General features: G+C 50.5%; 19 protein-coding genes. 5 read left to right on the top strand and 14 right to left on the bottom strand.

Annotated elements, in window-relative coordinates; translation table 11 throughout:
- Positions 1-74: 74 nt before the first annotated feature.
- Positions 75-254 (top strand): hypothetical protein, encoded by a 180-nt coding sequence (locus LEUMU_RS0104430; protein WP_022951069.1) that lies wholly within the window; start codon positions 75-77, stop codon positions 252-254.
- A 78-nt stretch (positions 255-332) separates the two neighbouring features.
- Here the strand turns inward: LEUMU_RS0104430 and LEUMU_RS0104425 are convergent, their stop codons facing one another.
- Complete coding sequence (locus tag LEUMU_RS0104425) at positions 333-1103, bottom strand: HAAS signaling domain-containing protein (RefSeq protein WP_022951068.1); 771 nt, start codon at positions 1101-1103, stop codon at positions 333-335.
- Positions 1100-1444, bottom strand: coding sequence for a PadR family transcriptional regulator (locus LEUMU_RS0104420; RefSeq protein ID WP_022951067.1), 345 nt, complete (start codon positions 1442-1444; stop codon positions 1100-1102). The genes LEUMU_RS0104425 and LEUMU_RS0104420 overlap by 4 nt, the downstream gene beginning before the upstream one ends.
- Positions 1445-1719: 275 nt before the next feature.
- Here LEUMU_RS0104420 and LEUMU_RS0104415 point away from each other — a divergent pair, with 275 nt between their 5' ends.
- On the top strand, positions 1720-2061 hold the full coding sequence (locus tag LEUMU_RS0104415; protein WP_022951066.1) for an HPF/RaiA family ribosome-associated protein: 342 nt from the start codon (positions 1720-1722) through the stop codon (positions 2059-2061).
- Positions 2062-2120: 59 nt separating this feature from the next.
- Here the strand turns inward: LEUMU_RS0104415 and LEUMU_RS0104410 are convergent, their stop codons facing one another.
- Positions 2121-4436, bottom strand: coding sequence for a toll/interleukin-1 receptor domain-containing protein (locus LEUMU_RS0104410; RefSeq protein WP_022951065.1), 2316 nt, complete (start codon positions 4434-4436; stop codon positions 2121-2123).
- A 222-nt stretch (positions 4437-4658) separates the two neighbouring features.
- Here LEUMU_RS0104410 and LEUMU_RS28730 point away from each other — a divergent pair, with 222 nt between their 5' ends.
- Entirely contained in the window at positions 4659-4835 is a 177-nt protein-coding gene (locus LEUMU_RS28730) for a hypothetical protein (protein WP_022951064.1), read from the top strand.
- 73 nt (positions 4836-4908) lie between these two features.
- On the opposite strand, the gene LEUMU_RS0104400 is transcribed toward LEUMU_RS28730, so the two are convergent.
- From LEUMU_RS0104400 to LEUMU_RS0104355, 10 genes are all read right to left on the bottom strand, one after another.
- Positions 4909-5763, bottom strand: a complete 855-nt coding sequence (locus LEUMU_RS0104400) for an SDR family oxidoreductase (RefSeq protein WP_022951063.1) — start codon at positions 5761-5763, stop codon at positions 4909-4911.
- Between the two features lie 25 nt (positions 5764-5788).
- Positions 5789-6931 carry a phytanoyl-CoA dioxygenase family protein gene (locus LEUMU_RS0104395; RefSeq protein ID WP_022951062.1) on the bottom strand — a complete coding sequence of 381 codons (1143 nt, stop codon included), beginning with the start codon at positions 6929-6931 and terminating at the stop codon, positions 5789-5791.
- A gap of 85 nt (positions 6932-7016) precedes the next feature.
- A complete protein-coding gene (gene iolE, locus LEUMU_RS0104390) occupies positions 7017-7919 on the bottom strand; it encodes a myo-inosose-2 dehydratase (protein ID WP_022951061.1) in 903 nt (300 codons plus the stop codon).
- Between the two features lie 18 nt (positions 7920-7937).
- Complete coding sequence (gene iolD / locus LEUMU_RS0104385) at positions 7938-9797, bottom strand: 3D-(3,5/4)-trihydroxycyclohexane-1,2-dione acylhydrolase (decyclizing) (protein ID WP_022951060.1); 1860 nt, start codon at positions 9795-9797, stop codon at positions 7938-7940.
- Complete coding sequence (locus LEUMU_RS0104380) at positions 9794-11710, bottom strand: bifunctional 5-dehydro-2-deoxygluconokinase/5-dehydro-2-deoxyphosphogluconate aldolase (RefSeq protein ID WP_022951059.1); 1917 nt, start codon at positions 11708-11710, stop codon at positions 9794-9796. Before LEUMU_RS0104380 ends, iolD begins: the two co-directional genes overlap by 4 nt.
- Positions 11707-12504 (bottom strand): 5-deoxy-glucuronate isomerase, encoded by a 798-nt coding sequence (gene iolB, locus LEUMU_RS0104375; RefSeq protein WP_022951058.1) that lies wholly within the window; start codon positions 12502-12504, stop codon positions 11707-11709. The genes LEUMU_RS0104380 and iolB overlap by 4 nt, the downstream gene beginning before the upstream one ends.
- Positions 12501-13364 (bottom strand): MurR/RpiR family transcriptional regulator, encoded by an 864-nt coding sequence (locus LEUMU_RS0104370; RefSeq protein WP_022951057.1) that lies wholly within the window; start codon positions 13362-13364, stop codon positions 12501-12503. Before LEUMU_RS0104370 ends, iolB begins: the two co-directional genes overlap by 4 nt.
- Positions 13365-13425: 61 nt before the next feature.
- Positions 13426-14217: an ATP-binding cassette domain-containing protein gene (locus LEUMU_RS0104365; RefSeq protein WP_022951056.1), complete on the bottom strand. Its 792-nt coding sequence runs from the start codon at positions 14215-14217 to the stop codon at positions 13426-13428.
- An 11-nt stretch (positions 14218-14228) separates the two neighbouring features.
- A complete protein-coding gene (locus LEUMU_RS0104360) occupies positions 14229-15350 on the bottom strand; it encodes an ABC transporter permease (protein WP_022951055.1) in 1122 nt (373 codons plus the stop codon).
- 135 nt (positions 15351-15485) lie between these two features.
- Complete coding sequence (locus LEUMU_RS0104355; RefSeq protein ID WP_022951054.1) at positions 15486-16433, bottom strand: sugar ABC transporter substrate-binding protein; 948 nt, start codon at positions 16431-16433, stop codon at positions 15486-15488.
- A gap of 218 nt (positions 16434-16651) precedes the next feature.
- On the opposite strand from LEUMU_RS0104355, the gene iolG reads away from it, so the two are divergent.
- Positions 16652-17638: an inositol 2-dehydrogenase gene (iolG, locus tag LEUMU_RS0104350; RefSeq protein ID WP_022951053.1), complete on the top strand. Its 987-nt coding sequence runs from the start codon at positions 16652-16654 to the stop codon at positions 17636-17638.
- A 136-nt stretch (positions 17639-17774) separates the two neighbouring features.
- On the opposite strand, the gene LEUMU_RS0104345 is transcribed toward iolG, so the two are convergent.
- On the bottom strand, positions 17775-19520 hold the full coding sequence (locus LEUMU_RS0104345; protein ID WP_022951052.1) for a bifunctional protein tyrosine phosphatase family protein/NAD(P)/FAD-dependent oxidoreductase: 1746 nt from the start codon (positions 19518-19520) through the stop codon (positions 17775-17777).
- A 238-nt stretch (positions 19521-19758) separates the two neighbouring features.
- Between LEUMU_RS0104345 and LEUMU_RS0104340 the strand changes: the two genes are divergently transcribed.
- A complete protein-coding gene (locus LEUMU_RS0104340) occupies positions 19759-23202 on the top strand; it encodes an indolepyruvate ferredoxin oxidoreductase family protein (protein ID WP_022951051.1) in 3444 nt (1147 codons plus the stop codon).
- Positions 23203-23256 lie beyond the last annotated feature (54 nt).

Here is a 23256-nt window from a genome sequence, read left to right as displayed (position 1 = left end):
AGCATGCATAACGATATACATTGCCTATCTGCTATAATTGGCCAGTCATCATAACCCCGCAACAGGACAAGCGCATGCAGAAATCAGAAAAACGAGAGAAGCAACATAAGAAAGACAGCCAGCTCATTATCCGGATTAAATCGGAAGAGCGGGATCAGTTTGTGAGCCTGTGCGAAGCGCTGGATACCAGTGCGGCTCGGGAAGTGCGTCATTTTATTCGAGACTTTTTGAAAAAGCATCAGACGAAAGACTAAAGCCCCTTCTACCTAAATGCTTATCTCGCTTGCATAAAAAAAGGGACTCTAAAAAGAGCCCCTTCCTACCATCAAGTATCAATCTTCCTGATACGGTGCCACCATCGACTCATGCGATTTAATCGAAATTGTGTACTCCGCATCATCATGCGACTGCAAACCGTCAATCTTTGAGCGGCTGGCATCGGTCACATACCGGTACTTCACACCATTCTCAGCCACTCGCAAACTTGCCTGCTCCATGTTGATATCCAGCGATACCTGAGGACGCACGATAACTGTTTCAGACTGCGTCGCATTCATCGTGACCGCCGTTTTGGGTAAAAACACCAAGCACTTAGAATGACGGATACTCATCACTGCATCATCACCAATACGAGGCTGCATATCGCCCAAACAGCTCCAGCGAATGCTCTTTGCATCATGCCAGTAGAACACGGTAGCGGCCTGATCCAACTTAATCGTCAACGGCGCATCCCACTCTTTACTCACCCAATCGGCACTCTGGCTTTTTAACTCAGCGGCATTTTCATCGGCATAGTTAAAGTCATCACCCGACATATACCAGATAAATAAAGCAACCGCAGCGATCAGTACCACAAAGCCAATTCCAATCCAGGCAAACAGCTTTTTGCCAATGCCCAGAATCTTTTTACCAACGGGGTTTGCGATAATCTCGCCATCTAAATACTGCTTAGCCAACTCATCCGGCGAACCAAAGCGCTCCAGTAATGGCTTACCAGACTCTGCGGCATGGCTTTGAATTTCCTGAATAATGTCGTCACGTGAAGCACGATCCAAACCCGCCAATGCTTTTTTCAGCGCGGTAATGTATTGATTGTTGGTCATTTTAAATCCCTCAGCTTATCCAGCGATTGCTGGTTATCTTGAAACATCCCTAACATCGTTGGCAGCAATGCTCTGCCTTCGTCACTTAACTGATAATGGCGTCTCGGATGCCCTCCTTCTGAGGGAGTCACCCAGTGTGAATCTAACCAGCCATTTTTAAACATTCTGTTGAGGAGCGGATACAGCGTTCCCTCGTTAACCGACAGACCCGCTTGCTCCAATGTTTGCAGCATTTCCAAACCGTAGGACGAGTCCTGCTTGTCTAACACCACCAGCACGCAAAGCTCCAGATACCCTTTGCGCAGCTGCGCTAACCATTTTTGATACGTCGTGTTTTCCATAGAGAATTCACTCACCTAATACTATGTTATGCATAGTCATTAATTACATTTCGTTCTTCCTGTCGACGTTTGTATTATATTCACAGAATACTATGCAATGCAAAGTATTTTATTTTTAACCAAACTAATACTCAGTTGCACCTGGACAGCCTGAAGTTGCATAAGAATATGTCATTTATGTAATCAAAAACCCTTACGGTGATTTAGGTAAACCGCCGCTTCTTTGCTATGCTGGGCATGCACGATTTAATTTTACAATCATGGAGATGGAATGTATGAGCACAGTACAAATTGAATGGGGTAATCTCGGTAGAAGTGAAGCAGTAGAAAAAGAAATTCATGAGAAATCTAAGAAAATATTCATGCATGCACCGACCGCAACCACGCTGGTTGTGCACTTTCAGATTATTAACTCAGCCAATAGTGCCGGTGTCTCACTCGAAAAAGTGACCATGGAATTGCGCCTTCCGAAGCATCAGGATATTCGCGCAGAAAGAGAAGGCGAAAATCTCTACAAATGCATTCGTGAATGCAAAGTGGCTTTGTTAAAGCAAATCGAAAGCCATAAGCAAATTGAGCATGATCGTGCGGTTGATATGATCGAGCCGGAAGCGTAACGCTTAGAACTAGATCTGGCAATCGGTGGTTTTGGTTGTCAGATCTGGGGTGGATTTTTTTAGTTTTTCTGTGCTAGCTGTAATTGGATTAGTGCATCTTCAAGGATTGGTATCCAGCCTTGTTTTTCATGATCAAGGCGGTTTTCACTGTTTAGGCGGATTAGGATTGCCAGCGCGTCACTAAGTAGCTCCTTTGCTTTCTCAGGTTGAACCTGAGCCTGTTTGACATAACTCACCACCAAATCCGTTTGCCACTCAACATTTTCAGGATTGAGTTCCGCCAACGCCTTGGCAATTGCCAAACCATCCTCATACGCTTTCAGCGCAGACACCCCGTCACCGTTGGCTTGGTGCATATCGCCAATTTTATCGTAGCTCACCGACAGGTCGCGCTGCCAGCCGGTGTGCTTTGGGTCGAGTTCCGCCAGTCTCTTAGCGATGGCAAGGCCATCCTCATACGCATTCAGCGCCGACACCCCGTCACCGTTAGCCTGGTGCATATCGCCAACCTTCATATAGCTCATCAACAGGTCTCGCTGCCATTCCGTGTGCTTCGGATCGAGTTCCGCCAGTGTTTTGGCGATGGCCAAGCCATCCTCATACGCATTCAGCGCCGACACCCCGTTACCGTTAGCCCAGTGCATATCGCCAACCTTGTTATGGCACACCGACAGGTCTCGCTGCCAGTCGGTGTGCTTCGAGTCGAGCTCCGCCAGTGTCTTGCGAATCGCCAGCGATTCCTCATACGCCTTCAGCGCCGACAGACCGTTACCGTTAGCCTTGTGCATATCGCCAATCTTGTTATAGCTTATCGACAGGTCTCGCTGCCAGCCGGTGTGCTTCGGGTCGAGCTCCGCCAGTGTCTTGCATATCGCCAGCGATTCTTCATACGCCTTCAGCGCCGACACCCCGTCACCTTTGGCCTGGTGCATATCGCCAACTCGCTCAAAGCTAACCGACAGGTCGCGCTGCCATTCCGTGTGCTTCGGGTCGAGTTCCGCTAGTGCCTTGGCGATGGCCAAGCTGGCTTCATACATCTTTAGCGCTGACACCCCGTCACCGTTGACCTTGTGCATATCACCTACTCTCTCAAAGCTCACCGACAAATCGCGCTGCCATTCGATGTTTTCTGGTTCAGCTTCAACGAGTTTCTGGGTTAGCTGCATGGATTGTCGGTATCGATCCAAAGCAGACTTGTTATCGCCGATGCTTGTGAGTAAACCACCTTCGTCATCTAATGAAATGGACAACCACCTTATATCCACTTCCGGATCTAAATGCTTTTGCAAACTACGCGCAACTTGCAGAGCTAATTGAGTTTTACCCAGCTTCTTAGCTGTTAACGTGATTTGACGCCATGCCTCACGATTAGCCGGATCAATCTCCACCGCCTCCTGATACAGCGGTAACGCCCTGCTTATCTTATTCGCACTTTCCCAACGCTCACCAGCAATCAAAGCTTCATGAGAGAGCACCCGATTTTCATCGGCAAGCTGCTGCTCGAATGCTTGTAGGCGCGCTTGTTGGTCCGCCCGCTTATCTTTCAATTGCTTGCGGTAATAGCGCTCCCGAAGCTGTGCTGTCAGCTCAAAATCACCGTCTTCCAAAGCTTCACGCTCGGCCAACAGTAAAGGATTATCCGGTTCTTTGTGCAGGTCTTCCGTATTCTGATCTAGAGCTTCTTCGTATTTTTCTTTCCATTCCTGAATTTCATCCTGATAGCGATTGATCAGGTCATTCAAATTGTTATTGGTGCGTTTTTCATTATGAAGCTCGGCCTGCAGTTCATTGAGTTTGGCTTTTACCGCAGCCACTGGCAGCGTGGTGTAAGAGGCCGCTTCAATGGTTTCGTTTTCAAAATCAATGCGCAGCGCCAAACCACCTGATTTCTCCGGAGGCAGGTATTTTACCGCCCCAATCTCCGGCGCAGGCGTCGCCGGCTGATCCGTCAACACCCGATACAGTGGCGTATAATCTCGCGGCAACACATAGGTACTAAACCCTTTTAACGGCAATGGCACATTCTCCAAACTGCCCGTCTCCGGTATCACTGGAATAAATTTAGTGTTCCGATAATAGTGGTCGTACAAGGTTTGCGAGATCACCACGCCTTCAAAATTCACCCCACGCCCACCATCAGCATCTTGACCTCGATAACGCTTCAGATAAGTTTCAGTACACACCAACAATACAAAGTCCGCTTGCTCGACCTGTGTTTCCATCCAGCGCTGCCAGCCTTCGGGTGGAAAGCCATTAATGTATTGGTCGATCTGGCAATTCAAACCATCCGCGCGCAGCCGGTCGGCAATACCGCGAACGAATTCACGGTGTGCATCGGAGTCATGGCTATAGCTAATAAAAATGGAGTGTGGCATAGGCTTTATGCATTTTTAGGAGGTATTCCGGCCAGTATGCCAAACTATAGGGATTAAAGCAGCACACTTGAATAAATTAACGCCATTCTGTGTGCTGTTCACCAAGCGCTATGACTACGGCTAAGCCATGCCTTTTTCAGGTAGGTAGTTAAAACACAGCTCATGCATTAAACTCGCCCCTCGATCGACTTGATCCATAATCAAACGTTTTAGGTAATAGCAATGAAAAGTATTTTTTTAGTCTTAGTGGCGACTAGTTTTTTATCGGGCTGTACGGCTTTGGCTATAGGCGCAGCCGGTGCGACGGTTGCGAATCCAAAGGGTGCCGGGCAGATTGTTACCGATACTGGCGAAGCCATTCGCGATATCGGTAAAAAGGCAACTAACGCGGTTAAATAATAAAGCCGTCGCATTAAGCAGCCACTGGGCCATCGGGCTCAGCGGCGAAGCTCCTATCTAAAGCGGCGTCCGCTTACTGCGGCCAAACCATGGCTTTATCGGGTTGTGGCACGCGTCCATCACCACAGCCCTGCACACCTTCATCCAAGTCAATCACCGCACCACTCATTAAGCCAGACTCTGCAGAAGATAAATACGCACTTGCTCGAGCCACTTCTTCGGGTACCACCAAGCGGCCATATGGCTCATTCGCCGTTGCCTTCTCCAGCCAATCACTGGGTGCATTGTGGAAATTTTGCTGAATGGCATGTTCACCGGGAGAGTCCATCCAGCCGATATTCAGAACATTGGCGCGGATTTTATTGCGCATGAGCGAGTAAGCCACGTTTTTGGTCATTACCACCAGCGCAGCTTTGGAGGCCGTATAGCAGGTCAGAAAGGATTGCCCACCGTAGGCCGATACCGAGCAAATATTTACCATCGTACCTTCGATACCACGCTCCACCATGTGTCGTGAAGCTTCCTGCATAATCAGAAACGGAGCCTGCGTATTCACGGCAAATAAACGGTCATAGGTGGCATCATCGGTATCCAGTATCGTGCCACGATCAGTGCAGCCTGCGCAGTTGACCACGCCATGTAGCTCACCGAATTGGCGGATGGTTTCTGCCACACAATTGCGCGTCGCGCGTTTATCCATCAGATCTGCCGGTACAAAAATGACCTTGCAGGCTTCGCTGGAGAGTTCCGCAGCCAGCGCATTGCCACGCTCAGCACTGCGGCCAATTAAGGCAATGCCGCTGGCACCGCGCTCGATAAACAGGCGGGCGGTGGCTTCACCCAAGCCTTGAGTGCCGCCGGTAATTAAAAAGTTGCGGCCAGCGAGTTGCTGCCCAAAGTCATTTCCATAGCTAGTAGTGCGGGACATCAAGAGTTACTCCAGTATTAGTTTTTTAAGCGCGCCGCTTGCAAGACTGTGCTAACAAGGCGGCTTTAAACGTATCAAAATCACGCGCCTTATTTAGCGACTCTCGCATTAAGGCTTTTTGCGTTTGCGGAGCCATACCAGCGCTTGGCGGGTCGGTATCCAAATTGGTCGGGAAGGAATAGCCCTCGCAGGTATTATCCAGTACTGCTGCCAATTCATTCTCGGTCAACGCGTTTTTAATCCGCAATAGCTCGGGATAAATCGCCAGGCACATGGCTTCACGATCCACCGCTTCCATCGCGCGCCCAAAGGCCGAGGAAACTTGCAGCAAATTCGCCATACGATGAAAATCTGCCGTGTAGTTGCTGCCCGCCGCATGAAACAATGCGGGATTAAAAAATAGGGCATCGCCCTGCTCTAATGCCAGCTGCACGGCATGGGCTTCAAAGTAAGCTTTAAACTCCGCATCGCGCCAAGCCAGATAGCCTTCGGGATAGCGCTGCGAGTTGGGTAATAACAGCGTCGGGCCACTGGCCAGCGGCATATCGGTGTGGGCAACGGCACCCTGTAAAGTCAGCATCGCCGACATGTGATGCACATGCGGTGGGTACTGCTTCAGTATGCTATTTTCCTGAAAGCCCAGATGGTAATCGCGATGTGGCGCTTGTGCTTGTCCATCGGGCCTCACTACATTGATCTGCGCAGTCAGTTGATAATGCGGGCCAAGCCATGCCTCTGACACCAGCCCAAATAAAGGATTTTTGTAATACGCCACATAACTTGGCGCATCCAGCAAGGCCGCTTTTTGAATCACATTCCAGATGCGACCATTGGCTCCGGCTTTAGCAAAGTGATCGGCTGAAGGTTGGTTGGCTTGTAGCTCAAAGATCTGTTCAACCACCTGATTATGACGATCAATGACAGCGGTATCGGCAAAGAAGTGCTTGATCACAAACACGCCGGGGCCGTCGCTTAGCACCCGCGCTAGCTCTTGTTGGTAGCGACTTCGGCGAGCGTCATCGGCTAAGGCCGCTCTTAAGTCCTCGCCGTCATAGCACACAACGCGCTTTACGATTGCCGCAGCCAGCGGATAGTCTTCCGGCTGCGGCGTCTGCTGACAAAGCCGGTCAAAGGCATCAATATTTAATGCGGCATGTTGCATTCCCATCAATCGACCTCCTCTTATCGCAAGCCTTGCTAATCAAGGGTGAAGCCAAGCATAAGCCTCATACCTTGATTCGCTATTTTGTAACTTAAACCACCACTTCAATGCCGGCATCGGCACACAGTTTGCGCAGATTTTCATAACCCATTGTGGCGTATTTCAGAGGATTCGCGACTGCGGGGTCTTGCTCCGCTTCCACCACTAACCAACCTGAATAGTTAGACTCTTTCAGGCCTTTAAACAGCGTGGCGTAGTCAATACAGCCATCGCCCGGCACGGTAAACAATCCATCCAATACGCCATTTAAGAAGCTCTTGCCGCGATTGTTTACCTCATCCAACACGACCCGACGCACGTCTTTGCAGTGCACGTGATTAATGCGATTGGCATAGCGTTTTTGTACCGCAATCGGGTCGCCACCAGCGCAGGTTAAGTGGCCAGTATCCAGCAATAAGCCGAGCGCATCGTCCGTGTTTTCCATGAGCTTATCCACATCGGCTTCACTTTGAACCACGGTGCCCATGTGATGGTGATAGGCCAAGCGCACCCCTTGCGATTGTGTGTATTCTGCAAGCTTGGTCAGCGCTGCACCCCAGCTTGCCCACACGGCAGGGTCATTTATTACAGGCCGATCACTCAATGGCGCTTCCTGATCACCATGAATACAGCCGGTCACTTCGCAGTAAACCATCTCGGTCGCGCCGAGTGTTTTTAGCAAATTCAGGTGATCCTGGATGGCCGCAATCTCAGCGTCCAGATCGTGTTCCAGCAGCTTGCCGCTGTACCAACCGGAGACCAGCTTTAAATCATACTCCGCTAAAATCGGCCCCAAAACAGCCGCATCGCGTGGGAATTTATTTCCCAATTCAAAGCCGGAATAGCCCGCTTGCTTACCTTCGCTCAGGCAGGTGCTGAGCGGGGTTTCTGCGCCCAGCGCCGGCAGGTCATCATTGGTCCAGGTCAGTGGATTAATGCCAATTCTTACGCTCATAATCGTGTCTCAGAAAAATTAATACGGTTGTTTTTGTTTAGCGATCTGCTGTTCGCGGTAGGCTTGCGTCACCGTCTCACGCTCGGAGACTTCAGGCACACCCACCTCCCACCAGCTACCACCCTCGGCGGTTAAATACGGGTCGGTATCAATGGCAATCACATAGCTTTGGCTGGCTGCGCGAGCACGTCCCAATGCTTCCTCTAATGCTTCCAGACTACTGACCGATTCAGACTCTGCGCCCAAGGCTTTAGCGTGTGCCGCAAAATCAATTTTGGGTGCGCCGGTTTCGGTAAAGGTGCCCTCATCCAACAAGTTGTTAAATGACGCGCCACCGGTTCCGCGCTGCAAGCGGTTAATGCAGCCAAAGCCACGGTTATCCAGCACCACAATAATGACCTTTTTATTGAGCATTACCGTGGTGGCAATTTCGGAGTTCATCATCAGGTAGGAGCCATCGCCAACCACCACAATCACTTCGCGATCGGGCTTGGCCATTTTCACACCTAAGCCACCGGCAATCTCGTAGCCCATGCAGGAAAAGCCGTATTCCAAATGATAGCCATTGGGCTGCTCGGTACGCCAGAGTTTGTGCAAATCACCGGGTAAGCCACCGGCTGCACACACAATAATATCGGAAGCTTCACCAGTGCGTTTTACTGAGCCGAGTACTTGCGCATCGGAGGGTAAACCGGTCTCGGTTTTTGGCGCTTCGGCAATCGACGTGACCTGATCATAATAGCCATTCCAGCGGGCAATTTCTGCTTTGCCAAGCGCTTGCCATTCAGCCGGAACTTGCCAGCCAGATAAGCCTGATTTTAGCTGCTCCAAACCAATTTTGGCATCACACACCAGCGCTTTGGCATTGTGCTTAATCGCATCCATGCGCGCGACATTCAGTTGAATCAAAGTCACATCAGGGTTGCGGAATAAGGTGCGTGAAGCAGTGGTAAAGTCTTGCAAGCGAGTGCCCACGGCCAATACCAGATCGGCTTCTTCCGCCAGCTTATTGGCCGCATCGCAACCGGTCACGCCAATGGCGCCGACATAGTTAGGATGGTCCCAAGCTAATGCGCCCTTACCTGCCTGCGTTTCAGCAACCGGAATGCCATAGCTTTCGATCAGCGCTTTGAGCGGCTCAATGGCTTGCGCGTAATGCACCCCGCCACCGGCAATCAGTAATGGCTTTTTCGCATTTTTTAAGGCTTCAATCGCTGCAGCTAACTCACGCGTATCCGGCGCTTGTTGGCGTTGATAATGCACGGTTTCAGCGAAGAAGCTTTCAGGGTAATCATAAGCTTCGGCTTGCACATCCTGCGGTAATGAGAGTGTTACCGGCCCTGCTAACTCGGCATCCACCAGCGTACTAATGGCCGCTGGTAAACTGGTAATTAGCTGCTCAGGGCGGCTAATGCGGTCAAAGTAACGGCTCACGGGACGGAAGCAATCATTCGCGCTAATGGTTGGATCAGAAGCGCACTCGACCTGCTGTAATACAGGGTCTGGCGTGCGCGCCGCAAAGGTATCGCCAGGCAATAGCAAGACCGGAATCCGGTTTACATGGGCCAATGCCGCCGCCGTCACCATATTGGTGGCACCGGGGCCAATCGAGGTGGTGCAAGCCATTATTTGCTGGCGATTATTGGCCTTGGCATAAGCAATCGCCGCATGGGCCATGGCTTGTTCATTGTGCGCGCGATAGGTCGGCAGCGCGGCTTGCTGGTGGTATAAAGCTTCACCCAACCCAGCCACATTGCCATGCCCAAAGATGGCAAATACACCGGCAAATAGCGGTTTAATTTGCCCATCAATCTCAACCTTTTGCGCGGTGAGATAGCGCACTAAAGCTTGCGCCATGGTTAAACGAACGGTGTTCATTTTAGCTCCTGCCATGCGTTAATCAGTTCTATGTAATTGTCGGCCACAGCTTGTATCAGTTGCTCATCATTGATATGTCCCAACATCCATTGGCGCGATGGTTCAGCGAATAAAGTACGCCCCACGGTAAAGCCTTTGCATAGTGGGTATTGAGCGGCGACTTGAAAACCTTGTTTGACGGTTTCCATACTGGCAGCCAGTCCTAACAGCACCACGCCTTGGCAATGCGGATCACGTTGCTCAATCAACTGCGTGAGCGATTCCCAGCTCGCTGCTGACTGTGGTGGCAGTTTCCACCAATCCGGTCTGACGCCAACATTGTAAAAACGCTGAACGGCTCGCGAAGCGGTGGTGTCATCGACCACACTATCAGCCGGAGGAATCAGTTCCAGTAAGAACTGGTGACCACTGACCTGACAGGCTGCAAATAGCTCCTGTGCCTGACGCTCCTGCTGCAAGCGCATTTCCACCGAATCATCCGGATGGTAAAACACCAGACATTTCACAATGTGCTCAAGCGGCCAGGTTTTCAGGCGTGAGCCAATTGAGCGCCCGCCTTCCAATTCAATCGGGCGTGAGGATGGCAATTCAACCGGACGTCCAATCCACCAGCCGCGACCGGTAATATCATTTAAGGCATCTTGCCCGAAGGTATCGTCAATCAATACACCCGCGACGGATTCTGACAAGCCTGTGGTTTGAATCCCGCGCTCGACCGATTTTACCAGCAAGCGCTTCAGCACTTTAATGCAGTCATTACTAACGCCGGTTTCCTTCGCCATATCGGTCAGTTGACGACGGTGATCAAAGGCCAGTACGCACACTTGCGGGCGGGAAGCCGGTACGCGGGTGGTGGTCACCCGATGCAGTTGATTAAGCACGGCGCTCTTATCCGGCTTTGGAATATCGGCTGCATGTTCTAAGTAATAAAACAGCTCTTCCTCGCTTGGAATCGCTGGTGCACAGCCATGACGTGAAACCACCAGCGCGCCACAGGCATTAGCATAGGCCGTACAGGTTGCATCATCTTCGCCACGCAACCAGCCACGCAAGAAGCCCGACATAAAGGCATCGCCCGCGCCAAGCACATTCAGCACTTCAACGCGCACGCCTTGGTAAACCACAAAGTCATCCGGGCTCGCCGGAATCGCATCGTGCAATACGGTGCAGCCTAGTGGGCCAAGCTTTAATACGATGGTCGCATCGGTGAGTTCACGAATAGCGCGCAATGCGGTCATGGTATCGGTGCTGCCACCGGCAATGTGCACTTCTTCTTCGGTGCCGACAATCAAATCACAATGCGGCAAAATACTTTGTAAGTGACTAGAGACGTCTTCGGAGGAGATAAAGCGCGTCTCGCCATCACCTAAACTCGTTAGCCCCCAAAGTACGGGACGGTAATCAATATCGACCACCACTTTGGTGCCTGCCGCTTTGGCATATTCAATGGCCTTTAAGCTGGCCTTGTAGGTTCCTTCGGTGGAGAAATGGGTTCCTGTAATCAGTAGTGCTTTGGAGGACGCAATAAACTCAGGCTCAAAGTCATCCGGGCTAATCGCCATGTCAGCGCAATCATGTCGGTAAAAGATTAAAGGAAAGGTTTCCTGATCTTTGATGCCAAGAACCACTAAACCGGTCAGCCGTTCTTTGTCGGTAATCACGTGGGAGGTATCGACACCAACCCGCGCTAATTCTTCACGCAAGAAGCGGCCCATGTGCTCATCACCAACGCGCGTTAGCATGGCTGATTTCAGCCCGAGGCGCGAGCTGCCGTAAGCGATATTGGCCGAGGAGCCACCCAAATATTTGGAGAAGCTGCCCATGTCTTCTAAGCGGCTGCCGATTTGATCACCATAGAAATCAACCGCACAGCGCCCGAGGCAGATTACCTCCAGTGTCTTTTCTACGCTCATTTTACAATCCACTCATGGTCAGGATGATTTTTGAAAATCCACTTACGCGTGGGGCCTGCCATCACATTCAGATAGTAGGATTCATAGCCATGCGGCACGCCCACCGGATGATAACCGCGCGGCACCATCACCACACTGCGATCCCCTGCGGAAACCGTTTCATCCAAATCCAACTCATCGGTAAAAACGCGCTGGAACACAAAGCCCTGCTTCGGATTCAAGCGGTGGTAATAGGTTTCTTCCAGATGCGTTTCGCTGGGAATATTGTCGGAGTCGTGCTTATGCGGCGGATAGCTTGACCAGTTGCCAGAAGGGGTTTTCACTTCCACCACTAATAAGCTATCGGCTGAGGGGTCGGTATCGGGCAAGATATTGCGAATGTAGCGGGTATTGCTGCCTTCACCACGGATCTCTTGGTTAAGTTCCTCTGGCTTAATCCAACGCACCGGATGATTGCCATGGCCCGGCGCTTCGCAAACCGCGATATCCAATGCAGTCGTCGCCGTAATGGTAATCGCCACGCCATTAGGTACGTATACAGCATGCGGCGCTTTGTCTTCAAACACATCCATGCGATCGCCAACGCCTTCCAGCAATTGATCTCCGGCTTGAATATTGGCCTTACCCGCGAGCAGTACTAAGCAACGTTCCTGATCAGTCGCCGCTAAGCTAACGGATGCGCCTTCAGCGATATCATAGGCCTCAAAACCAACGTATTTCCAGCCGGCATTTTCTGGCGTGATATGCTGATAACGTCCGTTTTCCTGGGTTTCCGGCTTACGTAATAAGCTCATAATTTCTCCTCCTGACGTTGGTAGCCCAGCGCAACGCACAACGTTTGTGCCAGGCATAATGTCGAATTCAAGGAGCGGAATGACCGGACTTCGGCCTCCCGCACCACTAATAAATGATCGGCTAAATGCGCCACAGGGCACAGCTCGCTATCGGTAATTAACACCACTTTGCAGCCCAAGCGCGATGCCGCCCGCACCACTTCTGCGGTCACATTGGCATAAGTGCTCACGGTAATGGCAATCAAGACCGACTCGGGCGTGGCCCAGCGCATTTGCTCTTGCTCCATCGCCGCAGTGCCATCCACCAGATGACAGCGCACATTCATATGGCATAGCGTGTAATGTAAATAGGTGGCCACCGGATACATCCGGCGTAAACCACATAAGAAAATTTCGTTAGCCTGATTTAAGCTATCAACCGTAGCTGATAACACCTCTGGCTTAATCGTTTGTTGCAGTAGCTGCAAGGCCAGCACATTGCCTTCGGCAAATTCATCAAGCAATGCGCTGGCTTGCGTTTCGGATGGCTCGGTATTGCCACCCTTTAACTGACGGATACGTTCTAAATAATTACTCTGATGATCGATAATCTGAGCCTTGTACAGTCTCTGCAAATCGGAGAAGCCATCAAAGCCAAAATAGTTCGCGAAGCGCACCAAGGTCGAGGCATGCACCCCTGCCGTTTTGGCAATTTCTGCCAGCGTGTTCAATGCCACTTGCTGCGGGTTTTCCAACAACCAGGCAGCAATCACTTTGAGGCGTGCGCTTAATTTATCGTTCTTCTCGACAATTAAGGCATTCATTTCCTCGACTGACTGAGGCAGAACTGGCGCAACAACATCTGAATTATTTTTGGCCATACATGAGTGCTCTCTAAAAATACTTAAGCGGCGTAGTATAACGAATCATCAGTGAAACGGCTTAAACCGTTCCTCCTAAAGACCCCTCTAATGAAGCCAGCTCTTGTCCACCGGCCATTAAGTCCTGAAGCTCATCGGGGGTAATCTCACCACGTACTGCTGTACCTAAGGTTTTACCGCGATTTAGTACGGTAAAGCGGTCTCCAACGGCCATGGCATGACGTACGTTGTGGGTGATAAACACCACACCAACACCGGCTTTGCGCACCTTATCGACGGTTGCCAGCACGTTGGAGGTTTGTCTTACACCCAAGGCCGAAGTCGGCTCATCGAGTATCAATACCTTGGCCCCGAAGTAAACGGCGCGGGCAATGGCCACAGTTTGGCGCTCACCACCGGATAAGGTACCCACCGCCTGATCAGGCTCACGTAGGTTAATCCCCATTTTTGCCATTTCGGACATGGTCACTTCATTGGCTTTTTCAAAGTCGAAAAACTTAAACGGACCAACGCGCTTTTGTGGCTCACGGCCCATCCAGAAATTACGAGTTACCGACATCAGCGGGATCATCGCAAGATCCTGATACACCGTGGCAATACCACCTTCCATACCGGCGCGTGGGCTATCAAAGCGCACCGCCTTACCATTCATTCTAATCTCGCCCTTGGTGGGCTGATGAACGCCTGACATGGTTTTGATAAAGGTCGACTTACCGGCCCCGTTATCCCCTAGCAAGCAATGACACTCACCGGGATACACCGATAAAGAGACTCCGGCCAAGGCGATCACTGCACCAAAATGCTTTTCGATATTCACCAATTCAATGACTGGCTTTACATCTGTATTACTCATTTTCAGCTCCCTTAGCGTGAGGACATCGCCTTTTGACGGACCCAGTTATTCAGTACAACAGCAATCAACAAAATCGCACCCATAAACACCTGGAACCAATCCAGATTGATATTGGTGTAGGTAATTCCGATCTGCACCATGCCGAAAATAATCGCACCCACCATGGCACCAATTGCGGAGCCGTAACCACCTGTTAGCAAACAACCACCGATGACTGCGGCGATAATGGCGTGAAACTCTTTGAGTAATCCACGGCTGGCATCGGCCGTCCCAAACTCCAGTACGGTGATGGTTGCAACCAAGGTTGCAGCCACGGCGGTAAACACGAATAAAGTGATTTTTACAAAGTTAACCGGCACACCCACATTGCGGGCTGCGATCGGGTCACCACCAACGGCAAAGATCCAGTTACCAAAGCGTGTTTTAGTTAGCAGGATGCTCGCACCAATTGCCAACACGACAAACCAGACAATCTCAACCGGTACGCCCTGCACTTTTGGGGTTCCGTTTTTGAAGGTATCGATCATGTCCATTTTGGCAAGCCAGGCAAATAAGCCTTCCAAGGCATCGCCGGAAAACAGCTCCATCAACCAGCTATCACCTGCGGCTTCTTTAACACCCCGCAGCTGAGTGGTACCGGTTGCTTCTTTCAGTGATACCAGCGTTAAGCCGCGTAAAATAAACAAGAAAGCCAAGGTCACGATAAAGGATGGCAACCCGGAGCGCAGTACGATAAAGCCATTGAGCGCACCAACACCGATCGCAACGGCCAGCGCAAATAACAAACTTAATGACAGCGGCCAGCCCCACAGCACCAGTGGAATCCCCAGCGCAATACCGGCAAAGGCGATCATCGAGCCGATGGATAAGTCGAACTCACCACCGACCATAAGCAGCGCAGCCGCAATGGCTAAAATACCCAGCTGGGCGGCAGGCTCCATAAAATTCATAATGCCCGACAACGTAAACATGCGGCTATCGGCATAAATTGAGAAAAAGATAACGACAGCGATTAAGCCTACAATTGCGCCCACTTCGGGCCGTTGCAAGAGACTTTTTGTTAAGCTGACTTTAGCTATTCGTTCATCAGTTTTTGGGGTTTCTGCTGATGAATTGGATTCAGATGTACTCATAAGTACTTACTCTCTGCACAAATAATTTAGAAATCAGGAATAAACCCATCCAGAGCGTCATGGATGACATCTAAGGGTAGCCTGACAGGCCAAAGGCCTTGGCCTGTCAGTCGAACTAATCCACTTTAGGTGGGATTAACGAATACCTTTTGCTGCTAGCTCAACAACCTGAGCGGCTTTGTCTTTAGTGATCAGGTTTGGACCTGAAGCCACATCGCCCCCCGGCATTAAACCAAAGCGTGCATGCAGTGCTAAGAACGACACTGGCAGATAGCCTTGTAGGTACTGCTGCTGATCAATACAGAATGCCGCTTTACCATCTGCAACGGCTTGCAGGAAGTTAGCTGACATATCGAATGTACCGATTTTGATGTCGCCGGTTTGGCCCATCTCTTCAATCGCGGCTAGTGCTGGCTCACCTGCGGTGCTAGCACCCAACGTCAGAACCGTATCAACATCTTCATCTTTAGACATTGCGGCTTTCAGCTTGGATTTGATATCCCCTGGATCATTGGTGGTAGGCAGTACTTCTGAAGCGCCGAAGCCTTCAGCAAAACCTGCACAACGTTGATCTAGCGAGACATTTCCCACTTCGTGGTTAACGCAGAGCGCTTTAGTTCCGCCGAGTTCTTTGAGTTTTGCACCGGCTTTTTTACCCGCATCAAACTCTTCCTGACCAACATGAAGCAGTGCGCCCAACTTGGCAGATACGCTAGAACCGGAGTTCATAGAAACCACTGGAATACCCGCTGCAACGGCTTTTTGAATCGCTGTTGCCAGTGCATCGCCATCTGGAATCGAAACCACTAAGCCATCTGGTTCTTGGTTAACTGCGGCATCGATTAGCGATGACATGGCTACCATATTGAAGGTTTCTGGTGAGCGATAATCCACATTCACGCCCATATCTTTACCGGCTGCTTCAACCCCATTTTTGACCACTGACCAAAACGCGTCATTGGCCTGACCGTGGGAAACGACCGTGATATTGATTTCTGATTCGCTATGAGATGCCGCGAACGCAGTAGAGCCACCTAATGCTACAGACACAGCTAAAGCAGCCATACTTAATACTTTCTTCATGATTAATCCTCCTAGATTTACATAACAAAAATGGTAAATATTCCAAACTTTCCAGCTTGTCGGACCTACCCAAAAAAACTTCAGAACTACATTTTTTAGAACATATTATTCTATAATTTTTAAAAATGGAATAATTATTACAAATTAAATTGATTTTTGATCGCCCTTGGAATACCTTTTCCATCACACATAATGAATACCCCAATGGAGAGGAATACATGTTAAATATCTGTTTAATCGGCGCAGGTCGCATTGGTAAAGTCCATGCGCTAGCGGTCGAGAAAGTCCCCGGCGCGCGTATTAGCCATGTTGTTGACCCTTATCCTGAAGGAGCGGCAGAAGTGGCCAAAACGCATGGCGCACAAGTGACCTCTTTAGATGAAGCTTTTGCCAATGATGAGATTCATGCCTTTATCGTTGCCAGCTCTACCGATACCCACTCCCCTTTAATGGAACGCTGCGCTGCGGTTGGCAAACCGGTATTCTGCGAAAAGCCGATTGATCTAGACTTTGCCAAAGCGACCAAATGCGTTGAGGCAGTGAATGCAGCGGGCATTACTTGCATGCTTGGCTTTAACCGTCGCTTTGATCCGCAGTTCTCAGCGCTGAAGGCGCAGATTGAGGCTGGCGTGATTGGCCAGCTTGAAACTATTGTTATAACTAGCCGTGATCCTTCCCCCCCACCGATTGAATATATTGGCGTATCTGGCGGTTTGTTTCGTGACATGATGATTCATGATTTTGATATGGCACGCTGGTTACTCGGTGAGGAGCCAACGCGACTTTATGCCACCGGCAGCGTGATGGTTGATCCGGCGATTGGTGAAGCCGGCGATGTCGATACCGCGAGTGTGACCTTGAATACTGCCAGCGGTGCGATTGTAGTGATTACCAATAATCGCCGTGCAGCGTATGGTTATGATCAGCGGGTGGAAGCCTTTGGTGAGAAAGGCATGCTGCAGGTTAAAAATAATCTGGAAAATGGCTTGGTCTATTCCGGTGAGACCGGTGTAACAGGGGCTAAACCGCAGTACTTCTTTTTAGAGCGCTATGCCGATGCTTACCGCATTGAGCTGACTCGCTTTGTGGAAGCGCTGCAGAATAAAACCCCACCACCGACTACGGCGAATGATGGACTGAAAGCATTGGCTTTGGCTGATGCGGCAGTTGAGTCGCTGAAGTCTGGCAGAGCGATTGATCTCTAAACTGAGCTAGCTGCTAGTGACTGTTATATGTGACGGTCATTAGCGGTGGTATCTGGCTAGAAATCAAGAATACAAAAAGGCCTCACACTATGAGGCCTTTTTGGTATTGCTTGCTGAGGTTAATCAGGCTTAGCGATTAACTATCTGCTTTAGTCTCTGGCTTTACTAACCACTCACGGCCTTTCAGCATCGCATTCCAGTACAACGGTGGCAGGATTTTCTCTTTCAGAATCCATGCCAAGCGCGTTGGCTTGGTGCCATCCAGCAAGAACTTTGGAAAGCTTGGTAACAACGCGCCACCATAACCAAATTCAGCCAGTACGATTTTACCGCGCTCAACCGTTAGCGGACAGGAGCCGTAACCATTGTACTGCGCAACCGGTGAGCTGGAGCGAATATCCGCCAACACATTCTCAGCAACAATAGGTGCCTGAACGCGTGCCGCCGCTGCGGTTTTGGCATTCGGTGCATTCATGACATCGCCTAAAGACCAAATGTTCTCATAGGTTTTATGGCGCAAGGTCGCCTGATCAACATCAACCCAACCAGCAGCATCGACCAATGGCGAGTTACGGATAAAGTCTGGTGCAGTCTGCGGCGGGCACACGTGCATCATGTCAAATTCCATTTCGATGCGCTCAACTGGCGTATCTGGCTTTGCCACATCGAACCATGCTTTTTTCGCGGCGCCATCAACGGCCACTAAATTATGGAAGAAGTTAAGTGAAGCATCGTACTTTTTCACGTATTCCATCAACGCTGGAACATAGTCCGCTACCCCGAACAACACACCACCGGCATTGTTGAACTGGATATCGATATCTTTTAGCACACCACTGCGCGACCAAGCATCGCCCGATAAGTACATGGCTTTTTGTGGCGCACCGGCACACTTAATGGGCATTGGCGGCTGCGTGAAAATAGCGCGCCCTGATTTCATAGCCTGTACTAGCTCCCATGTGTATGGAGCCAAGTCGTAGCGATAGTTTGACGTAACGCCATGCTTACCAATAGTCTCAGCTAAGCCTTCGACTTTATCCCAATCCAGCTTCAAACCGGGGCAAACGATCAAACGTTTGTAAGTCACCACTTGGCCATCGCTTAACACCACAGCATTGTCTGCTGGGTTAAACGTTTCAACGCTGGCCTTAATCCACTCAACGCCTTTAGGAATAACCGACGTCATGGAGTGAGCAGTTTGCTTGGCTTCAAAAATACCGCCGCCGACCATGGTCCAACCAGGCTGGTAATAATGCGTGTCTGCCGGGTCAATAACTACAACTTCAAGATCGGCCTGACGGGACTTTAAACTGGCAGCCAGAGAAATACCGGCAGCACCTGCTCCAACAATGACTACTTCGTGGGATTTAGTCATGGATTTTTCCTGTGTTGGCGCTTGTGCAGCAGCTTGTGTTTTTGAGGTTTGCGCAGCGGGCTCTGCTTTTGGGGCTTCAGCGGCGGGCTTTACATTTGTCGCCAGTCGATCGGCCATTCCACTTAAGTCATAACCTGCAGCGCTGGTGGTTGCCAGAATCTTATCCGTTGCCATCGTGCCATTAGCCGCCTGGCCTAAGGCCCACAGCGTGGAACAACGTGTACCACTGCGACAATACGCCAATGTAGGGCTTGGCAGTGCAGTCAGTGATTTTGAGAAAGCTTCAGCATCGGCATCGGTCACCATAGTGACTGGTTGATAAATCACTTCTAAGCCCTGCGCTTTGGCAACGGCTGAAATCTCTTCGAAAGTGGGTTGATCCGACCCTTCGCCATCGGGACGGTTACAGATTATGGAGCGGAACCCCTGCTCTTTAATTGCAACTAACTCGGCCAGCGCAATTTGTCCGGAAACCGAGAGATTGTCGGTAAGTGATTTGATATCCATGCTATTCCTCTGTATTGACGACACTTTGTGCGGTAATTTTAGCACAAGGAGCTAAATAAGCATCTTTTAATATACGATTTATATTAACTAGTAATTCGCGGCTCATGGCTCTAAGATTCAGGCACTGGCCAACACCAATGGCTAACATAGGAGGAAACACACTGGTACCACACCCCGCCACAAAACTCCTGCCCTCAATCTAAAACAATGCACACACATTATTGTCCCGGAGTTACGTATGTCTGATTTATCCCCCAAAAAAATGCTGCCTGTTCAGGAGTGGCTGTACAAACTGGATGGCCCTGCCATGATGACCGGCAATCAGGCGCTGGTGCGTCTGCCGATGATCCAACGCATGCGGGATAAAAATCAGGGACTCAATACGGCGGGCTTTATCTCTGGCTATCGTGGCTCACCGCTCGGTGGTTACGATTCTATGATCTATAAAAACCGCGCCGCCCTCACCGAAGCACATATTGAATTCCTCCCAGCCATTAATGAAGAGCTGGCAGCCACGGCCGTTTGGGGGACCCAACAACTGGATGCAGTCCCCGGCAAAAATGTCGACGGCGTGTACTCTATTTGGTATGGCAAAGGCCCTGGTGTGGAGCGCGCCACCGATGCATTGCGCCATGGTAATACGGCGGGTAGCCATCCTAATGGTGGTGTACTGGTATTATTTGGGGATGACCATCCCGGTAAATCCTCCACCACGGCGCACCAATCTGAGCAGGCGCTGGCGGGCGTTTCCATCCCCAGCCTCTACCCTGCGGATGTGCAGGATTTTATTCGATTTGGATTGCTGGGCTGGGCTATGTCCCGCTTTACGGGCAGTTGGGTCGGCTTTAAAGCGATTAACGAAACGGTTGAGCAAACCACCACGGTTGATTTGGATTTTGATCAGCTGGAGATTGTGATTCCCGAGCTGCAAGAAGGCGATGTACCGCCGGAAGGCCTGCATATTCGCCCGAATGTGTTTAACCCGCAAGGCTTGGAGTCGATCGTTACCCGCTATCGTTTGCCATTAATCAAACGCTTTGTGCGCGCCAATCACATTGACCGCGTGGCCTTTGGTGCGGCTCAACCTCGCTTTGGTATTATCGCGGCAGGTAAGGCTTATCATGATGTTTTGCAGTCGCTGAGTTTATTGGGGATTAGCAATGAAGTGGCCAACGCCATGGGGCTTGGTCTGTATAAAGTGGGCTGTATTTGGCCATTAGAGCCAGAGGGTTTGCTGGAGTTTGCAGCCAATGCCGATACCCTATTATTTGCCGAGGAAAAGAAATCATTCATTGAAGCGCAAGCCAAAGATATTCTGTATTCCTCCCCCATTCATCCGAAGATTTTTGGTAAAAACACACCAGAAGGCGATTACCTATTGCCATCGGATGTACAGCTGGAGCCAGTACAATTAGCGCAAGCAATTACAAAAGCCTTATCCGCTGCGAGACTCACTAGCGACGATATCCTCAAACATGCCGAACGCTTTAATAAGCCTGCTGCTAATCTCAATGCCTTAACGCCGGAACTGCAACGCGCCCCCTACTTTTGCAGCGGCTGCCCACATGGGCGCTCCACTCAAGTACCGGAAGGCTCGGTCGCGTTTGGCGGAATTGGCTGCCATACCATGGCCATTATGCGCAAACCCGGCGACACCCTGCCTCCTACACAAATGGGCGGCGAAGGCTCTAACTGGATTGGGTTATCCAAGTTTGTCGATACCAAGCACGCTTTCCAGAATCTGGGTGATGGCACTTATATGCACTCGGGCATTCTCTCGATTCGTGCAGCAGTGGCGGCTGGCACTAATATCACCTTTAAGATTCTCTACAATGATGCGGTCGCTATGACTGGCGGCCAGACTCACGATGGCCCGCTCACGGTAGAAGCCATTAGCCATCAAGTCGCTGCCGAAGGCGTAAAGCAAATCATTGTGATTAGCGAGACGCCGGAACGTTATGGCAATGGCAGTGTGTTAGGCAAAGGCGTCACGATGCGCCCGCGCAATGAAATGGAATTGGTGCAGCAAGAACTGCGTGAAGTCGCAGGCTGTACCATTATTATTTATGATCAAACCTGCGCCGCTGAAAAGCGCCGTCGTCGCAAAAAAGGCGAATTTCCCAATCCGGCTAAACGTGCCTTTATTTATGATGCAGTTTGCGAAGGTTGTGGTGATTGCTCGACCGTCTCGACTTGCGTGTCTATCTTGCCAAAAGATACGGCGCTCGGCACCAAGCGCCAGATCGACCAATCAGCCTGTAATAAAGACTTCTCCTGCATGGAAGGTTTCTGCCCCTCGTTTGTATTCGTGCTTAACGCAGAACCGGCAAAGCCTAAAGGCAGCGACTTTAGCGCATTAGCCAAACAACTCCCCATACCCACGCAACAAACCGGTGCACATGCCACCATGATTGCAGGGATTGGTGGTACAGGCGTCATTACCGTTGGCGCAGTTCTAGCACGTGCGGCGTATCTGGATGGATTGGTTTCATCCACTTATGATATGACAGGACTGGCGCAGAAAAACGGCGCAGTATTTAGTCATTTACGCATTGCACCGGATAAAAGTGAATTAGGCCCACAACGGGTTGGCGCAGGCGAAGCGGATTTAGTCTTGGCGTTTGATTTACTGGCATCCTTGCAAGGCGATGTTTCCAGCGCTATTCACCATGGCCATACTAAGTTGGTAGGTAATGCCGATATCGCCGTGACTTCATTTTTCCAGATGGATCGCACCGATGCTGGCCGACCTAATCAACACATCGTGAATCAAAAGCTGATTGATGCGACCGGCGAAGGCAATAGCGACTTTATTGATGCCACGACTCAAGCCATGGAGCTGTGCGGCGATACCATTGCGGTTAACTTTATGCTGGTCGGCTATGCGCTGCAAAAAGGTCTGTTGCCGGTTTCTGCTGAAGCGCTAGACCAAGCGATCGAACACAATGGCGTGGCCGTGCCGTTTAATAAAAATGCCCTGCTACTCGGGCGTATTCTGGCACACGATGAATCGCTTTTAGATGATCTGCGCCCGGCTAAAAAAGTCGCCGCACCCGATACGTTGGACGAGTTGATCGCCTTTCACACCCAGCGCCTGACTGACTTCCAAAGTCGCCGCTGGGCAAAGCGCTATTCAGATATCATCACCAAGGTTCAGCAACAAACTGGCGATAGCGAATTTACTCGCGCCGTAGTCAATAACCTTGCCAAGTTAATGACCTATAAAGACGAATACGAAGTCGCGCGGCTGTATAGCTTGCCGGAGTTCCAAGCTTCGTTACGCAAAACCTTTGGCGATGAAGCCGAGCTGAAATTTAACCTTGCGCCACCACTCTTCTCCAAGCGCCATCCGCAAACTGGCCATTTAATGAAACGTGAATATGGCTCGTGGATGATGAAAGGCTTTAACACGCTACAAAAGTTTAAATCGCTGCGCGGTACGCCATTGGATGTGTTTGGCTATACTGACGAGCGCAAAGCGGAGCGCCGGATGATTCAGGAATATATGGATTTGATTGAGGCGATTTTGCCTCACGCTAAAGGTGAGCAAGCAGACACTGCATTGACGCTGGCTAAGCTACCGGAACAAGTGCGTGGCTTCGGGCATGTTAAAGAAGCCAATATGCGCAGCTACGAAACGCGCAAAGCCGCACTACAAAAGCAATTGAAGGTGCAGCGTTAAGGCCTGAAGCACTGCCTCATTTACGGCAATAAAAAGAGCCAGCGATAGACCGGC

The sequence above is a fragment of the Leucothrix mucor DSM 2157 genome (genome assembly GCF_000419525.1).
In the GTDB taxonomy this organism is placed as follows: Bacteria; Pseudomonadota; Gammaproteobacteria; order Thiotrichales; family Thiotrichaceae; genus Leucothrix; species Leucothrix mucor.
Note: the sequence above shows the minus strand (reverse complement) of the source record. Positions and strands in the feature narration are given on the sequence as shown.

Excerpts from the sequence above, each read along its gene's own strand:
- LEUMU_RS0104400 (WP_022951063.1), bottom strand. The coding sequence starts at position 5,763 with ATGTCCCGCACTACTAGCTATGGAAATGACTTTGGGCAGCAACTCGCT.
- LEUMU_RS0104380 (WP_022951059.1), bottom strand. The coding sequence starts at position 11,710 with ATGAGCGTAGAAAAGACACTGGAGGTAATCTGCCTCGGGCGCTGTGCG.
- LEUMU_RS0104425 (WP_022951068.1), bottom strand. The coding sequence starts at position 1,103 with ATGACCAACAATCAATACATTACCGCGCTGAAAAAAGCATTGGCGGGT.
- iolG (WP_022951053.1), top strand. The coding sequence starts at position 16,652 with ATGTTAAATATCTGTTTAATCGGCGCAGGTCGCATTGGTAAAGTCCAT.
- LEUMU_RS0104360 (WP_022951055.1), bottom strand. The coding sequence starts at position 15,350 with ATGAGTACATCTGAATCCAATTCATCAGCAGAAACCCCAAAAACTGAT.
- LEUMU_RS0104415 (WP_022951066.1), top strand. The coding sequence starts at position 1,720 with ATGAGCACAGTACAAATTGAATGGGGTAATCTCGGTAGAAGTGAAGCA.
- LEUMU_RS0104345 (WP_022951052.1), bottom strand. The coding sequence starts at position 19,520 with ATGGATATCAAATCACTTACCGACAATCTCTCGGTTTCCGGACAAATT.
- LEUMU_RS0104420 (WP_022951067.1), bottom strand. The coding sequence starts at position 1,444 with ATGGAAAACACGACGTATCAAAAATGGTTAGCGCAGCTGCGCAAAGGG.
- LEUMU_RS28730 (WP_022951064.1), top strand. The coding sequence starts at position 4,659 with ATGAAAAGTATTTTTTTAGTCTTAGTGGCGACTAGTTTTTTATCGGGC.
- LEUMU_RS0104395 (WP_022951062.1), bottom strand. The coding sequence starts at position 6,931 with ATGGGAATGCAACATGCCGCATTAAATATTGATGCCTTTGACCGGCTT.
- LEUMU_RS0104370 (WP_022951057.1), bottom strand. The coding sequence starts at position 13,364 with ATGGCCAAAAATAATTCAGATGTTGTTGCGCCAGTTCTGCCTCAGTCA.
- iolE (WP_022951061.1), bottom strand. The coding sequence starts at position 7,919 with ATGAGCGTAAGAATTGGCATTAATCCACTGACCTGGACCAATGATGAC.
- LEUMU_RS0104430 (WP_022951069.1), top strand. The coding sequence starts at position 75 with ATGCAGAAATCAGAAAAACGAGAGAAGCAACATAAGAAAGACAGCCAG.
- LEUMU_RS0104365 (WP_022951056.1), bottom strand. The coding sequence starts at position 14,217 with ATGAGTAATACAGATGTAAAGCCAGTCATTGAATTGGTGAATATCGAA.
- iolD (WP_022951060.1), bottom strand. The coding sequence starts at position 9,797 with ATGAACACCGTTCGTTTAACCATGGCGCAAGCTTTAGTGCGCTATCTC.
- iolB (WP_022951058.1), bottom strand. The coding sequence starts at position 12,504 with ATGAGCTTATTACGTAAGCCGGAAACCCAGGAAAACGGACGTTATCAG.
- LEUMU_RS0104355 (WP_022951054.1), bottom strand. The coding sequence starts at position 16,433 with ATGAAGAAAGTATTAAGTATGGCTGCTTTAGCTGTGTCTGTAGCATTA.
- LEUMU_RS0104410 (WP_022951065.1), bottom strand. The coding sequence starts at position 4,436 with ATGCCACACTCCATTTTTATTAGCTATAGCCATGACTCCGATGCACAC.
- LEUMU_RS0104340 (WP_022951051.1), top strand. The coding sequence starts at position 19,759 with ATGTCTGATTTATCCCCCAAAAAAATGCTGCCTGTTCAGGAGTGGCTG.